The sequence below is a fragment of the Vibrio sp. 10N.222.52.C3 genome, assembly GCF_041474195.1.
GTDB lineage: Bacteria > Pseudomonadota > Gammaproteobacteria > Enterobacterales > Vibrionaceae > Vibrio > Vibrio crassostreae_C.
Genome location: NZ_JBFRTQ010000132.1, coordinates 1 through 13569, shown reverse-complemented (window position 1 = coordinate 13569; position 13569 = coordinate 1). Strand labels below are relative to the sequence as shown.

The 13569-nt window shown below is 42.9% G+C and carries 14 protein-coding genes and 1 pseudogene; 4 read left to right on the top strand and 11 right to left on the bottom strand.

What is annotated here, in order from left to right; genetic code table 11:
• A partial coding sequence (locus AB4517_RS18755; RefSeq protein ID WP_372149171.1) for a hypothetical protein occupies positions 1-897 on the top strand: 897 nt, incomplete at its 5' end.
• 17 nt (positions 898-914) lie between these two features.
• Here AB4517_RS18755 and AB4517_RS18750 read toward each other — a convergent pair.
• The 5 genes from AB4517_RS18750 to rfaD form a co-directional block, all read right to left on the bottom strand.
• Entirely contained in the window at positions 915-1730 is an 816-nt protein-coding gene (locus AB4517_RS18750) for a hypothetical protein (protein ID WP_372149168.1), read from the bottom strand.
• 36 nt (positions 1731-1766) lie between these two features.
• On the bottom strand, positions 1767-3005 hold the full coding sequence (gene waaA / locus AB4517_RS18745; protein ID WP_372149165.1) for a lipid IV(A) 3-deoxy-D-manno-octulosonic acid transferase: 1239 nt from the start codon (positions 3003-3005) through the stop codon (positions 1767-1769).
• Positions 2999-4057 (bottom strand): lipopolysaccharide heptosyltransferase II, encoded by a 1059-nt coding sequence (gene waaF, locus AB4517_RS18740; RefSeq protein WP_248638636.1) that lies wholly within the window; start codon positions 4055-4057, stop codon positions 2999-3001. The genes waaA and waaF overlap by 7 nt, the downstream gene beginning before the upstream one ends.
• Positions 4057-5043, bottom strand: coding sequence for a lauroyl-Kdo(2)-lipid IV(A) myristoyltransferase (gene lpxM / locus AB4517_RS18735; protein ID WP_372083946.1), 987 nt, complete (start codon positions 5041-5043; stop codon positions 4057-4059). Before lpxM ends, waaF begins: the two co-directional genes overlap by 1 nt.
• A gap of 103 nt (positions 5044-5146) precedes the next feature.
• Complete coding sequence (gene rfaD / locus AB4517_RS18730) at positions 5147-6088, bottom strand: ADP-glyceromanno-heptose 6-epimerase (RefSeq protein WP_372055278.1); 942 nt, start codon at positions 6086-6088, stop codon at positions 5147-5149.
• A gap of 152 nt (positions 6089-6240) precedes the next feature.
• Here rfaD and AB4517_RS18725 point away from each other — a divergent pair, with 152 nt between their 5' ends.
• Entirely contained in the window at positions 6241-7404 is a 1164-nt protein-coding gene (locus AB4517_RS18725) for a nucleotide sugar dehydrogenase (protein WP_372055276.1), read from the top strand.
• Between the two features lie 125 nt (positions 7405-7529).
• Positions 7530-8168: a TetR/AcrR family transcriptional regulator gene (locus AB4517_RS18720; protein ID WP_372083937.1), complete on the top strand. Its 639-nt coding sequence runs from the start codon at positions 7530-7532 to the stop codon at positions 8166-8168.
• A gap of 328 nt (positions 8169-8496) precedes the next feature.
• Here the strand turns inward: AB4517_RS18720 and AB4517_RS18715 are convergent, their stop codons facing one another.
• The 6 genes and pseudogenes from AB4517_RS18715 to AB4517_RS18690 all read right to left on the bottom strand — a co-directional run.
• Positions 8497-9648 carry a murein hydrolase activator EnvC gene (locus tag AB4517_RS18715; RefSeq protein ID WP_372149161.1) on the bottom strand — a complete coding sequence of 384 codons (1152 nt, stop codon included), beginning with the start codon at positions 9646-9648 and terminating at the stop codon, positions 8497-8499.
• 97 nt (positions 9649-9745) lie between these two features.
• The gene (gene cysE / locus AB4517_RS18710) at positions 9746-10567 is read right to left on the bottom strand and encodes a serine O-acetyltransferase (protein ID WP_009847961.1); all 822 of its coding nucleotides are present in this window, start codon (positions 10565-10567) and stop codon (positions 9746-9748) included.
• A 47-nt stretch (positions 10568-10614) separates the two neighbouring features.
• Positions 10615-11670, bottom strand: a complete 1056-nt coding sequence (gene gpsA / locus AB4517_RS18705) for an NAD(P)H-dependent glycerol-3-phosphate dehydrogenase (protein WP_372149158.1) — start codon at positions 11668-11670, stop codon at positions 10615-10617.
• A gap of 197 nt (positions 11671-11867) precedes the next feature.
• Entirely contained in the window at positions 11868-12335 is a 468-nt protein-coding gene (secB, locus tag AB4517_RS18700) for a protein-export chaperone SecB (protein WP_009847959.1), read from the bottom strand.
• Positions 12336-12422: 87 nt separating this feature from the next.
• Positions 12423-12857: a rhodanese-like domain-containing protein gene (locus AB4517_RS18695; RefSeq protein ID WP_016786319.1), complete on the bottom strand. Its 435-nt coding sequence runs from the start codon at positions 12855-12857 to the stop codon at positions 12423-12425.
• A gap of 289 nt (positions 12858-13146) precedes the next feature.
• Positions 13147-13308 (bottom strand): annotated as a pseudogene (locus tag AB4517_RS18690) (N-acetylmuramoyl-L-alanine amidase); the annotation flags it as partial.
• On the opposite strand from AB4517_RS18690, the gene AB4517_RS18685 reads away from it, so the two are divergent.
• Positions 13306-13536: a hypothetical protein gene (locus AB4517_RS18685; protein ID WP_372149173.1), complete on the top strand. Its 231-nt coding sequence runs from the start codon at positions 13306-13308 to the stop codon at positions 13534-13536. The pseudogene AB4517_RS18690 and the gene AB4517_RS18685 overlap by 3 nt on opposite strands.
• The last annotated feature ends 33 nt before the right edge of the window (positions 13537-13569 follow it).

Here is a 13569-nt window from a genome sequence, read left to right as displayed (position 1 = left end):
GCTGATGAGCCTCTTTACATGAAAAACCAAAAGACGTTTGATAAAGAGTCAGATAGATTCTTTGGCGTAGTTTACAAAGCTAAGATGCTAAGCCGAGGGGTTAGACATTCAAGGAAGAAAAGGCTAGCTAAGAATTATTCCATTAATTCAAATTACTATTTGGATGACAATAGGCGTTCGATTTTTTCTAACTTAAAGTTCGATGGATTGAAAGTTAGACTTCTTGAACGATACAAGAAGTTTACTAGTGATGTGGATTTAGACCAAGAATTTGTTTATTTCCCTTTACATTTTGAACCCGAAAAAACATCGAACCCAGATGGTGGGCATTTCTATCAAGTGTACGATAGTATATCTGCACTTCGACATCTAGTTCCTCCCCATATACCTATTTATATAAAAGAGCATTATTCCCAGTTTTCTAGGATGCTGCCTGGACATCGAGGAAAAAGCCCATATTTGTACGACGTATTGTCTGCACTTCCCAATGTCTACTTGCTCAATACAAATATATCTTCTAATGTTTTGATGAGTAAAGCACTAGTTACAGTAAGTCAGACAGGAACCGCTTGTCTAGAAGCTGCCTGTTCAGGAAATAAGGCCATTTTGATGGGATACACTTGGTTTAATGACACTCCCAACATAATAAATTTTTCCGATATTAATGACTTCGAAGAAATATTGAACAGGCCGAATGCAAGCAAAGATGATATTAAATCATCCATGTCTGAATGGGTAGATAACTGTTCAATTCCTATGATTATAAGCCCATCCAATTTAGCCTATTTCAAGCAGAAGTTTGGGGAGGAACAGTTATCAATGTTATTTAGCGATCAGAAAATGATCACTCAGTTTGTTGATGCTATTTGGAATGATATAAATACAAACACAGAATAAAAATGCACTTTACATGGCTAAGCCTTTTCATATTCAGAACTATAAGGTATGACTGTGTACGGCAATTTAGATATCGGGGAGCAATTAAAGACGCGACCTTGTAATTGTTGACTGACCTCTGTCATGAAAGGAAGAATTTTCTCTTCATAGTCTTTTTGCAGTCCACTTTTTTGTTGATTGTCTTTTACTTCATAAAATCGAGGTTGATGTGCATTAGAAATATCAAGCCCAAGAATATTGATAATGTCGGGGGTAGTGTGGGCAAAGATTTGTATTGCGATAGCCATTACAGTACCCCCATCGACAACATATTCATCTATATTATGACTAAATGAGCACTCTGGTGAAAACTTTTTTTGGTGAAAAACTGAAATGTCGTGACGAGTTATCAAGTTAAAATCACGTTCAGCAATTGCGCATAATGCGCCAAGACTTAAAATCAAATTAGTTCTTTGCTCTAATTTAGTAAGTAAATCAAAGCGGTTATAGACAAAGTTAGCATCCATAATAACAAGTGCATCAATAGCAAGTTGCTGCTCGTAAGCAAGTACTACTGCACCATTTAAAAATACGTTCTTACCTGTAAACTTGGTGTAGTCTAGTGATTGAATACTGGGGCCTGAACCAATAATGTTTATAGGATTATCATCACTAGATAGTGAAGAAAGCGGTATCAGAGAGATTCTTTTTTTTCGGAAAAATGTTCCATCTTCTGTAACACTAATATCTGGCCAGTAATCTGCTTTATAGCGTGATGATTTTGAATGAGTAATCTTAATATATCGCTTGATTAATCGTCTTCTTAGTCTTATATATACGTCGTTAAAATTCATGATAGTTCTCTGAGGGATGAATGTTTAATATCTAAGTCAACTCAATATATAGTCAACAGTTAAGCCAACAGCACCAGTTGGTAATTGATACTGTACCCTAATAATAGGGTGGCAGAAAATGTTAGTAATAGTAGGACTAAGCTGATCTGTTGTTACAACTTTTACGGAGTTAAGCTCGACTAGCCTATCGACAATCTCTTTAAAGTTAAAGTAGCTCGGGCCATTGATGATCGGAACACCCAGAGCTGCGGGCTCTAACACATTATGCCCACCCACTTTATCACCAACTAAGCTACCGCCCATAAAGCAGATATCGGCAGCCCCAATTAGTATCAACATTTCACCCATGGTATCGCCAAGATAAACTTGGGTTGATTCGGACTGTGATGATTGACTTGTGCGGCGGACGGTTTCAAAGCCTTGTGCTTGGCAAAGCTCAAACACACTATCAAATCGCTCTGGGTGGCGAGGAACTATAATAAGAAGGGCATTTGGGTGTGCCTCTAGAACCTTCTGATGGGCATCCAACACCTGTTCATCTTCACCCTTATGAGTGCTGGCAGCTATCCATACAGGACGGTTTTCACCAAGCTCAGCCCTGAGTGCTTTGCCTTTTTCTCTAACTTCGTCTGAAATTTGAATATCAAATTTAATCGATCCTGTGACCGCTAGTTTGTTTTTATCAACTCCCAAATGCTCAAAACGAGCAGCGTCAGATTCAGTTTGGCATAGTATTTTGGTTAGGCAGGGATGCAGCAAATTAAATAGCGGTTGAACCTTGGCATAGTTGTTACATGACTTCTGTGATAGGCGAGCATTAACGACAGTAATTGGAATTCTTGCGTTATGGACCACGTTAAGCGTATTTGGCCAAAGCTCGGTTTCGATAATCAGCATCTGTGTTGGTTTTATCGCTTTTAGGAAACCTTTTACAGCAAAGCTAAAGTCGATAGGCATGTAACGGTGTTCAACAAGATCGCCGAGCTTTTTCATTTGCTCAGCCCCGGTGCTTGTAGTTGTGGTGACCAAAATGGGTTGGTTAGGGGCTTGTTTCTTTAGCTCTTTAATCAGAGGTACAGCGGCAATGCTTTCACCAACAGAGACCGCATGAATCCAGATGGGAGATACGTCACTGACTAACTTTGGAGTGAAACCAAAATGCTCTTTCCAGCGAGCACCAAACTTAGGCTTATTGGGTTTATTTTTATATAAGCCAAACAGCAAGATTGGTGCTGCTAGTGTTAGCACAGCTGTATAAAGGATGCGGACTAGCATGCGCTGACCGAAATGGCTTCCAGTTTTTGAATGCTACCGAGCACTTGCTTAGGAGATAGCTCAGTAAGGCATTTCAGGTGCTTGAATTCACACTCGCGCTTGAAACAAGGGCGGCAATCGATGTCAGTATGAACGATTTCGACTTTCTCAGCTAACGGCGGGGTGTATTTAGGTGATGTTGAACCATATACCGCAACGACATTACAACCGACTGCAGCAGCGACGTGCATTAAACCGGAATCGTTGGCAACCACGGTGTCGCACGCACCCAGTAAATCAACAGCTTCAATTAAGCTTGTTTGGCCAGCTAAAACATGAATACGGTGTTGCAGCTCTTTAGGTACTAATGCTCTGATGTTGTTACAAGTTTCCAAGTCTTTTTGAGAGCCAAATAGCCATATTTGTTTGCCCGCTTGGCTCATGTTGGTAGCAACCTCTGCGTAGTGCTCTTCCGGCCATTTTTTGGCTGGGCCGAACTCAGCACCTGGACATAAGCCAATAATTGAGCTGTCATTCTCTAGGTTAAACTTGGCAATGGTTGCTGTTTGTTCCGTTTCATTAATGAATAATTGAGGGCGAGGAAGAGTATCTAGGCCACCCAATGATGAAGAGTCAATCATCTCTTTTTCGGTGTAGGCTAGGGCAACATAGCGTTCAACCATGAATTGAAATGACTTCATATTTGGGCGCAGGTCGTTTAATAGGCCATAGCGCATCTCACCTTTCCAACCTGTGCGCAGTGGGATGTTGGCAAACCAAGGAATAAGGGCAGACTTAGCAGACTTCGGTAAAATATAGGCGTGGTCATATTGGTTTGCGCGCAAAGATTTACCTATCTCTCGACGACCCAATAAATTAAATGCGCCATGGCCAATAGGCATCTCGATTGCTTGGTGTATTTCTGGCATACGTTCAAGGATTGGTTTGCACCATCCAGGAGCAATCACATCTATTTGGCTTTCAGGGTGAAGCTTCTTCAATACAATATAGAGTGATTGAGACATAACCATGTCGCCAACCCATGAAGGACCAATAATTAGGATCTTTTTCATTACTTTATGCGCCAGTCTGTTTTGTATCTTGGTTTGAAGAGGTTGTAGTAATTATTGCCATCTTCTTGAGAGTGCAGAAGCTGAAGTATCCACATGTACTGTTCAGGCTTGTCTCCAACGAAATATTCGATCGCTTGATTACACGTTCTTGCGTCTTGCTCTTCGCCTTTATCGAGTTCAAAAGCCGGTAATATCTCGATATTAAAAGAGCCGTCTTCGGTATTCATTGATGCAAACAATGGCAGGACTTTTGCCCGAGATAGCTTCGCTATTTTCCCCAAGCCTGGCAGCGTCGCTTTTCTTGTCGCGAAAAAATCGACAAAAACACTATGTTCTGGGCCATGGTCTTGGTCTGGCAGGTAGTATCCGATATAGCCATCTCGAATTGATTTCAAAAATGGTTTTATTCCACCAGAACGTTCATATACACGGCCACCGTGTTGAACACGTTGTTTGTGCATAAGCCAATCAGTAACATCATTTTTTTGTTTCTTTGCCATGGCAGATACTGGCATATCCATAGACGCAAGAAGAATGGCTGGTACATCAATCGCCCAGGAGTGAGGTACCATCAATATGACATTATCATTAGCGTCAATGTGGCCTTGTAATATATCTAAGCCTTTAATCTGGCAGCGCTTCTTTAGCCAGGAAGCGGGTTTCAAACTCAATAAACCAAAGCGGATGAAAAATAGTGATGCAGTAAACAGTGTTTTTTCAATCAGGGCTTCACGCTCTTCGAATGTCTTCTCTGGGAAGCAGAGTTCAAAGTTAACACGGCTGCGGTGCGCAGGCCCAGTTTGAGATTTTGCGAGTTTAGCTGCAATGGTTTTAGCAAGCCATTTTTGAGCTTTGAGAGGTAATATTGCAAGAGGGAGGCCAGCAATAACCCCTAACCAAGTTCCCCAAAATTTAGGCGTTAGGAAGCTTCGGTTGAATGTTGGATTATAAGCTTTTGGATCAAAATCGTTTCTTTGGGTCATAATCACTACTACAGCAGTTCATTGTCTGAACCGCTGTTATTATTGAGTATCAAAGTTATATCGAGCATTAAGCATTAAAGTTACATTGAATATTGAACATTAATGCTTATTTGTTTTGAAGTGCCATATACTCCGCAACGCCTTGCGCTACAGTTTTAAATACCACATCACAGCCTGCTGCTCGAAGTTTCGTAAGATCAGCTTGAGTAAACTCTTGGTAAGCGCCTTTTAAATGCTCAGGGAAAGGAATCGTTTCGATTTCACCTTTACCGTGGTGCTTAATTACCGCTTTGGCAACTTCGTCAAAAGACTCAGCATTGCCGGTGCCTAAGTTAAAGATGCCAGAAACACCGTTCTCTAAGAACCACAGGTTTACTGCGGCAACATCACCGACATACACAAAATCACGTTGGAACGTTTCGCTACCTGCGAACAGCTTAGGGTTCTCACCGGCGTTCATTTGATTGTTTAGGTGGAAAGCAACAGAGGCCATGCTGCCTTTGTGATCTTCGCGTGGACCGTAAACATTGAAGTAACGGAAACCAGTAATTTGAGGTAACGTCTCATTATGCGCTACAGCATCTGCTGTTAAGCGACGAACATAGTTATCAAATTGTTGTTTTGAATAGCCGTAGACATTTAATGCACCTTCGTATTCTCTCTCCTCGATAAAAGTATCGGTTTCGCCATAAGTGGCAGCAGAAGAGGCATATAAGAAAGGGATTTCACGCTCAACACAGTAATGAAGTAGCTCTTTTGAGTACTCATAGTTGTTAAGCATCATGTATTTACCATCCCACTCAGTGGTCGCAGAGCAGGCACCTTCATGGAAAACAGCTTCAATAGGGCCGAAATCATCCCCAGCCATCACTTGAGTTAGGAAGTCGTCGCGATCCATGTAGTCAGTGATGTCTAGGTCTACAAGGTTCTTGAACTTTTTACCGTTCTTGAGGTTGTCGACAACTAGAATATCGTTGTGGCCTGCGTCATTGAGTGCTTTCACAATATTGCTGCCGATCATGCCAGCGCCACCCGTTACGATAATCATATTTTTCCTACTCTTTTGAATATAAAACTACCGTGAGTATAGCAAGGAATGACAAAGACGGGCTAGTGGAATAATTCCTTAAGCGGAGTATGATATGAGCAAATTAGTCTTAAGTCAGTGCGCAGTAAGCACTCGAAATTATAGGTATTATCATGAAAATTGCAGTTGCGGGTACCGGTTATGTAGGTTTATCCAATGCGATGTTGTTGGCACAAAACCATGAAGTGGTAGCGGTTGATATTGTTGAAGACAAAGTAGCTATGCTTAATAAAAAGCAATCTCCAATTGTAGATAATGAGATTGAGCACTTTCTATCAAATAAGGTGCTGAATTTCAGGGCGACAACAGATAAAGCGGCTTACAAAGATGCTGAGTTTGTCATCATTGCTACTCCAACTGATTATGATCCAAAAAATAATTATTTTGATACCAGCTCTGTGGAATCGGTCATTAAAGACGTCATGGATATCAATCCCAATGCCGTCATGGTGATCAAATCAACGGTGCCTGTTGGTTATACTGAGCGCGTTAAGCAAGAACTGAACTGTGTAAACGTTATGTTCTCACCTGAGTTTTTACGCGAAGGCAAAGCCCTGTACGATAACCTACACCCATCACGTATTATCGTTGGTGAGTGCTCTGAACGAGCGAAAGTGTTTGCGAATCTGCTGGTTGAAGGCGCAGAAAAAGAGAATATCGACGTACTGTTTACTCACTCTACAGAAGCGGAAGCAGTAAAGCTCTTTTCGAATACCTACCTAGCGATGCGTGTTTCTTATTTCAATGAGCTCGATTCTTACGCCGAAGCGCACGGTTTGGATTCTCGTCAGATCATCGAAGGTGTGGGCTTAGATCCTCGAATTGGCAACCATTACAACAACCCTTCATTTGGTTACGGTGGTTACTGCTTACCGAAAGACACCAAGCAGTTGTTGGCGAATTACCAAGATGTACCAAACAACATTGTGGGCGCTATTGTTGACGCTAACCGCACTCGTAAAGACTTTATTGCGGAGTCCATTATTAAGCGCTCGCCTAAAATTGTAGGTATTTATCGCTTGATCATGAAGGCCGGCTCGGACAACTTCCGTGCGTCGTCGATTCAAGGCATCATGAAGCGTTTGAAAGCTAAAGGTATAGAAGTGGTCGTGTTCGAACCTGTGTTGGAAGAAGAGCATTTCTTTAACTCGAAGGTTTATTCTGACCTAGAAGAGTTTAAAGCCGTATCAGATGTGATTGTATCCAACAGAATGGTCGATGAAATATCAGACGTTGCAGATAAGGTGTACACGCGAGACCTGTTTGGCAGTGATTGATCAAAGGTATTATTGATTGAAGGTGAATTTTAGCGTTTGCTAATTCGACCAGATGTTATCAGCTCGATCTATCCGCTTAGTGGCGATATACTGAACCACTAAACGGATAGGGATACTAATAACTAATGAAAACACGTGACAAGATTGTTTACGCTGCTCTAGAGCTTTTTAATGAGCACGGTGAGCGTAGTATTACGACCAATCATATTGCTGAGCATATCGAGATTAGCCCTGGTAACCTCTACTACCACTTCCGTAACAAACAAGAAGTTGTACGTGACATCTTTACGCTCTATTCAACAGAGTTGCTTGAAAGATTCACACCGATTCAAGGCCAGCAAGAAAGCCTGACGCTACTAAAGCGCTACTTAGATTCTATCTTCACGTTGATGTGGAAGTACCGATTCTTCTATGCGAACCTACCTGAAATATTGTCACGTGATGAGCAACTTCACCTTGATTACATGGCCGTGCAAGAAAGATTGCAAACCAACCTTGTCGATATCATGAGAGCCTTCGTTGAGTTGAACTTGCTCAAAGCAACGGATACGGAAATGAAGTCTATGGTCACTTCTCTTCACTTGATCGCATCAGGTTGGTTAGCTTATCAGTCTGCGATGTCTCCAAAAGCGCAAATTACTGAGCAAGTGGTACATCAAGGAATGTTGCAGATGATCGCGACCGTTAAACCAATTGCGACTGCTCAAGGTTTTGAGCAGCTGACATTGTTGGAAGATGGTGTAAGGGCGTTGAACAGCAAGTAAAAGTGAAGATGTGAGTAACCCAGATTCGAAGAGCGGTGGTTACTCATTAATACGATTACTGCACTCGCTTTTTAAAGCTCTTGCTTAACATGTTATTCGTATCGATTTCTTCATCATGCATTGTAAATAGCGACGTCATTCCCTACAGCGAGGTACGAGCGTTATAGGGAATCTTTCTTTACCCTCGAAGCTAACAATGCAAGAGCGAGATTCCAGATATTTCGTTCCTCAATTCTGGAATGACGAAGTTTTGCAAGTGACTAGTTCAAGGTCTCTCAACTATTTGGGGTTGCTCAAGACTATTAGTACCTATTCCTCGTATCTACTTTTATCTAACCAACCAACTCTTCGGGTTCTGAGCTTGGCTGTTTCTGCGAATCTCAAAGTACAACGATGGACGAGTTTGGCCGCCAGTATCACCAGCAAGTGCAATTGCTTCACCCGCTTTAACCTTGTCACCTTCTTTCTTTAAAAGTGCTTGGTTAAAGCCGTAGAGCGTCATATCACCTTTACCGTGGTCAAGTAGTACCACTAAACCATAGCCACGTAAGTACTCGGCAAATACCACAGTACCTGAGTAAACCGACTTTACCTGCTGCCCGTACTTGGCATTGATCACCATGCCTTTCCAGTTAACTTGACCCGTTTGACTAGAGCCATAGCTATGCAGAACTTTGTCTTTAATTGGCCAAGGTAGTTTACCTTTACGTTTGGCTAAGCCATCCATAGGGACAGCATTACGTCGTTCTCGAGCCGCTTTCTCCGCTTTTGCTATTTCAGCTTTGAGGCGGGTTTCATTTCGCTGAAGCTCTGCTAAGTAATTCTTGTCACCCGAGATGTTTTTCTTGATGCTACCAACCGTTTTCTTGCGTTGGGTTTGGGTTTTGGCTAACGTATCGCGCTTGGTGGTTTGTTGCTTTAACAGCGTTGCTATTTGTTCTTGCTCAAGTTGACGTTGCTTATGGCTCTCTTCTAATTCAAGTTGCGTCTCTTCAATCGTTTTGATTGTTGCAGATCGCGCTTTGGCAAGGTGTTGGTAGTAGTGACTAATACGATCTTCTTCAACACCTGTGTTGAGGATGTGAGAAGACGCTTTGGCTCGACTTGTCATGTAGTAAGTCTGAATCAGTTGCTCTAACTTATCGGTATGGACTTTTTTCTGAGCCGTAAGCGCTTTAATCTTGGTGTCTAAGTTAGCAATATTTGCATTAGCCGTATTGAGTTGCTTTTTACTGTCTAGAATCGATTTTTCAAGCGAAGCGATGGAAAGCTCTTGTTTCTTGAGGCTTGCTTGCAGGCTATCGAGCTTTTTCTGTTGTGAGGACAGGTTTTTTTGTTGGCGAGATATTTCACTCGATACGCCTTTCAGTTCCCCCTGAGAGGCGGCAAATGACGATGTAGACAAAATTGCAACACAAAGGCTGGCAGATATCAGAAGAGTCCGGCTAATGGCTCGAATTTGTTTCATCATTATCGTCATTTTGCTCTTATTTATGATCAACAGCTGCTGCGAGTCTTTTGCTGTGAGTCTTTTCGCATCTCGGCTATCGGTTATTCGTCGAATCCCGAATTTGCTCTTAAATCCCATCACCATGGATGAAGTTCTGAGAGCGACCATTGAACCCTTGGTCCATATCTAAAGATGGCTTGTCTGTTTTTGGTTTTCCGACAATCTTTGCAGGAACACCAGCGACTGTTGTATGAGGTGGTACGGCTTGTAGCACCACAGAGCAAGAACCAATCTTAGCGCCTTCACCCACTTCAATATTGCCGAGGATTTTAGCACCTGCACCAATCATCACGCCTTCGCGGATCTTAGGGTGACGATCGCCACCTTCTTTACCCGTACCACCTAAGGTAACGTCTTGAAGGATAGAGACATCATTTTCAACGACGGCTGTTTCACCAATCACAATGCCTGTCGCGTGATCAAGCATGATCGCTTTACCGATACGAGCCGCCGGGTGAATATCCACTTGGCAAGCAACCGAAATTTGGTTCTGTAGGTAAGTGGCAAGCGCAATACGGCCTTGCTTCCACAACCAGTTAGCCACTCGGTAACCTTGAAGAGCGTGGTAGCCTTTTAGATAAAGCAGAGGCATCGAGTACATCTCGACCGCAGGGTCTCGATTTACCGTCGCGCAAATATCACAAGCAGCCGCATCAATGATCGATTGGTCCTGCTTAAATGCTTGTTCAACCACTTCACGAACCGCCATTGCGGGCATTGAAGCCGTCTTTAGCTTGTTAGCAAGGATGTAGCTAAGCGCAGCGCCTAAGCTTTCGTGGTTGATAATAGTGGCATGGTAAAAACTCGCAAGCATAGGTTCTTGCTCCGACTGCTGTCGAGCTTCCTTCACAATGCATTGCCAAACTTTTTGTTGTTCACAGTGTTTCATTTTACCATCCATCTTATCTATTTTATCCCACGACTGAATACGCGATGTTATCGCTCTGACTTCTTGTCTCGTGCAAGTAGATCTTGTGCTGCTAAGTGGGCATCTTTCCCTTGATACAACACTTGATAAATTTGTTCAACGATTGGCATCTCGACGCCCATACGTTCTGATAATAACCAAACTTCTTTGGTGTTGCGATAACCTTCAACGACTTGGCCAATTTCTTCTTGTGCGGTATCCACATCTTTGCCTGCGCCAAGCGCCAAACCAAAACGACGGTTACGCGATTGGTTATCAGTACAGGTTAGCACTAGGTCACCCAACCCTGCCATGCCCATGAAGGTTTCTGGCTGCGCACCCAGTGCTGCACCTAAGCGGCTCATTTCAGCTAAGCCGCGCGTGATAAGTGCGGTACGAGCATTAGCACCAAAGCCAATACCATCCGACATGCCTGCGCCAATTGCGATAACGTTCTTCACTGCGCCGCCAAGCTGCATACCAATGAAATCTGAGTTTGCGTACACGCGGAATGTTTTGCCGCAGTGAATTTTTTCTTGAAGCTCTTTTAGGAAAACTTCATCTGGTGACGCGACAGAGATAGCTGTTGGCATGCCCATCGCTAACTCTTTGGCGAAGGTCGGCCCGGATAGAACCGCTAACGAGTAACCATCACCCAGCACATCGTGCGCGACATCTTTAAGCAGGCGGCCTGTTTCTGGCTCTAAGCCTTTGGTCGCCCAACAGATGCGAGAGTCTGAGGCTAAGTAAGGTTTAACGCTGTTAAGCACAACGCCGAATACGTGGCTTGGGACGACAAGCAAAAGGTCTCGGCTTGAAGTCACGGCTTTTTCTAAGTCAGATTCAATGATCAGACTTTCTGGGAATTCTATATTTGGTAGAAACTCATTGTTCGCACGCTCTGATTCAAGGCGATTCATATGAACAGGGTCATGTCCCCAAAGAACAACATTGGCACCGTTACGCGCTAGAGATATCGCTAAAGATGTCCCATAAGAACCTGCGCCAATCACTGTCATCGCAATGTCTTTACCGTAAGCGCTGTCTTGACCGCAAGCGGCTGTCGCGCGAGTTGTTTCTGTCATGCTTCCACCTAAAAATAATGAGGGAAATCGAAGAGTTCTTGAGATGTTATTCTAAATAAAGAAGAAAAAGCTCTCTATCAAAATACAGTGTAAATAAAAAATGCACATCGCAGAAGCTGCGATGTGCATTTAAAAGCTAAGCTTCTTATAACATAAGCTATTTAAGCGTTCGTTAGAGTTAAGTTCTACTGTGAGACTTAAGCCTGTTCGCCTTCAGCTTGCTGAGCTTGGTTCTGTAGGTAGTTCATGAACAAAGCATCGAAGTTTACAGGTGCTAGGTTCAGTTGTGGGAACGTACCTTTAACCACTAGGCTAGAAATCGTTTCACGAGCGTATGGGAACAGGATGTTCGGGCAGAATGCGCCTAGGCAATGAGCCAGTTGACCAGCTTCCATTTCGCTTGCAGAGAAGATACCGCCTTGTTGAACTTCACAAAGGAATGCAGTGTCTTCTGCGTTCTTAACTGTAACAGTTAGACGTAGGATTACTTCGTAAACGCCTTCGCCAAGTTCACGGCTTTGAGTGTCTAGGTCCAGTTTTACATCTGGGTTCCACTCTTTCTGAAACATGTCTGGAGAGTTTGGCGCTTCGAAAGATACGTCTTTTAGGAAGATACGTTGGATTGCGAAGTTTTGTTGTGCGTCTTGTTGTGCTGCTTCAGCCATTTTCTTGTCCTTAAAAATTTAAATTAGGCTCTGTTCATCATATCAGTCGAACAAAGCCCTAAAGTAATATCGTTTTACTCGGTCAGCTTATTTCTTACCTTTAACCAAAGGAAGGTTAGCTTCGCTCCAAGCCACTAAGCCGCTTTTCAGCACGCTTACGTTTTCGAACCCTGCTTTAACCAGCAAGTTCGCGCTTTCTTGAGCGGTTTGACCCGTCTTGCATACTACGATGATTGGGTCTGCTTTGTGGCTTTCAAGGCTACCAAAACTATTTGCTTTGATATCTGACGGCAAAATGTGAACTGCGTCCGTAATATGGCCCTTTTTGAACTCATCTTTAGTACGAATATCAACCACAACACCGTTTTCACGGTTAATCATGTGTGTGGTTTGCGCTGCCGTGATCTCTTTGTACGCTGCATTTGATGTTTTGATTACGTTCGCAATGATGGCAACAACCAAGCCGATCCATACGATGGCTAAAATCATATTCTCTTGAACAAATGGAACTAACTCTTGCATGTCTTGAACTCTTATTCGTTATTGGGCGAAAAACTATAGGCGAGGAGTATAGCGAGAAAGGATAGGAGAATACAGAGGGGGGCGTTGTGGAACTCAGCGTTATCTCTCTTTCTTAGCACTTCGCATCTCGTTCACCCAAACCCAATCCCTAATAGTATCTTTCACATGCCGTCATTTCGTTGTTCCAAAACTGAGGAGCGAAGCATCTTGTCATATTATTCTCAGCCTAACGTAGCTATTTATCTCTTGCTTAACTATCACTTGCCGCCCCTCCATCTGCTCTGAGTCTTTTCAAATGCGAGTCAGTTTGCGACAACGGCTTACCAAGTTCGACCTCCTCATTGCGAATAATAACAAAGTGATCCCCCATATGGCTCCAACCTTTCCTTTTATGCCACGTGTTAATCTCAGCTACATCAATATCTTGCTTCGGCGGTGTAGTGTTGCAATGAGTATTACGGGCAACGAAGTAAGCGATGTAAAACCTAAGCCAATCAAAACTGAAAACACAGATAACGAAGATGAAAAGATCGAATCGAATTCGGAAAAGCAAAATGAACGATACCAGCTTGAAGAACTGACAACAGAAGAGAAAACAACCATTTTAGAGAAAGAGATAGCGCGAGTTGAGGGGCGAATTGACGAGTTCTTGAAACCGCTGGTTAACCACTACACATAAGGGCTAACACGTACTCATAGACAGGATCTTAAG